This is a genomic window from Zunongwangia pacifica, assembly GCF_023499215.1.
GTDB lineage: Bacteria > Bacteroidota > Bacteroidia > Flavobacteriales > Flavobacteriaceae > Zunongwangia > Zunongwangia pacifica.
The window spans coordinates 1-1,122 of the sequence record NZ_JAKHSK010000097.1; the positions used below are offsets into that span (position 1 = coordinate 1).

A 1,122-nucleotide genomic window follows, 5' to 3' on the forward strand; every position below is an offset into this window, starting at 1 on the left:
TTGCAAACCCCGATATTTTTTTAACCTTGCCTGAGAAATTCAGGCGCTAATATTTACACAACAATGAAAAAAGAAGATCTATTCGATGACGAATTTTTAAAGCAGTTCAAATCAGGAGAAGAACTTAGCAGTTTTCTCAAACAACTTCAAAAACGTGGACTGGAGAAAATGCTGGAAGGAGAGCTGGATGGCCACCTGGATTATGTAAAGCATCAAAAATCTAGTTCTGGGAATGCCAGGAATGGATATTCCCAAAAGAAGGTTCGCAGTTCCTTTGGAGAAGATAATATCAAGGTGCCCAGGGACCGGGATGGGTCCTTTAATCCAATGATTGTTCCCAAGCGGCAGAATATGGTCGATGGCATTGAGAATGTTATTGTATGGCTTTATGCCAAAGGGATGAGTAACAGTGATATTGAAGAACAGATCTCTGAAGTATATGGTTTTGAGGTCTCAACTTCCACCATATCCCGAATTACCGACCATATCAGCAATGATATCGTAGCCTGGCAAAACCGCCCATTGGAGCCTGTTTATCTGATTGTCTGGATGGATGGTATCGTATTTAAGGTACGTGAGAACTCTAAGGTAGTCAATAAAACCGTTTATATAGCCGTAGGGCTTAGGCGGGATGGCAAGAAAGAAGTCCTTGGGCTCTGGCTTGGCAAAAATGAATCTGCAGCTTTCTGGATGAGTGTGCTTACCGATATGAAAGCTCGGGGTGTAGAAGATATCCTCATTACGGCTACCGATAACCTCAATGGATTTACCGATACCATTAAAAATGTGTTCCCTGAGTCAACCACCCAAATTTGTGTAGTACATCAGATCAGGAATGCTTGCAAATATGTAGTATGGAAGGATAAAAAGGCCTTTACAAAGGACATGAAACTCATCTATGATGCACCAACAAAACAGGCTGCAGAAGCCGCTCTGGAAGATTTTGCCCACAGGTGGAATGATAAATATTCCTATGCGATCAAGAGCTGGCGGGACAACTGGGAAGACCTCACCGCCTTCTATGAGTTCCCTGTAGAAATCAGGCGTATTATCTATACCACCAACCTCATTGAAAACCTGAACGGTAAAATCAGGAAGTACACCAAGAATAAATTATCCTTC

Annotated in this window: 1 protein-coding gene; it reads left to right on the forward strand. The window is 42.2% G+C overall.

Going from position 1 to position 1,122, the window contains the following annotated elements; translation table 11 throughout:
* Positions 1-63: 63 nt before the first annotated feature.
* Positions 64-1,122 (forward strand): IS256 family transposase (locus L1967_RS22215; RefSeq protein WP_249603677.1); only part of this gene is annotated, 1,059 nt, incomplete at its 3' end.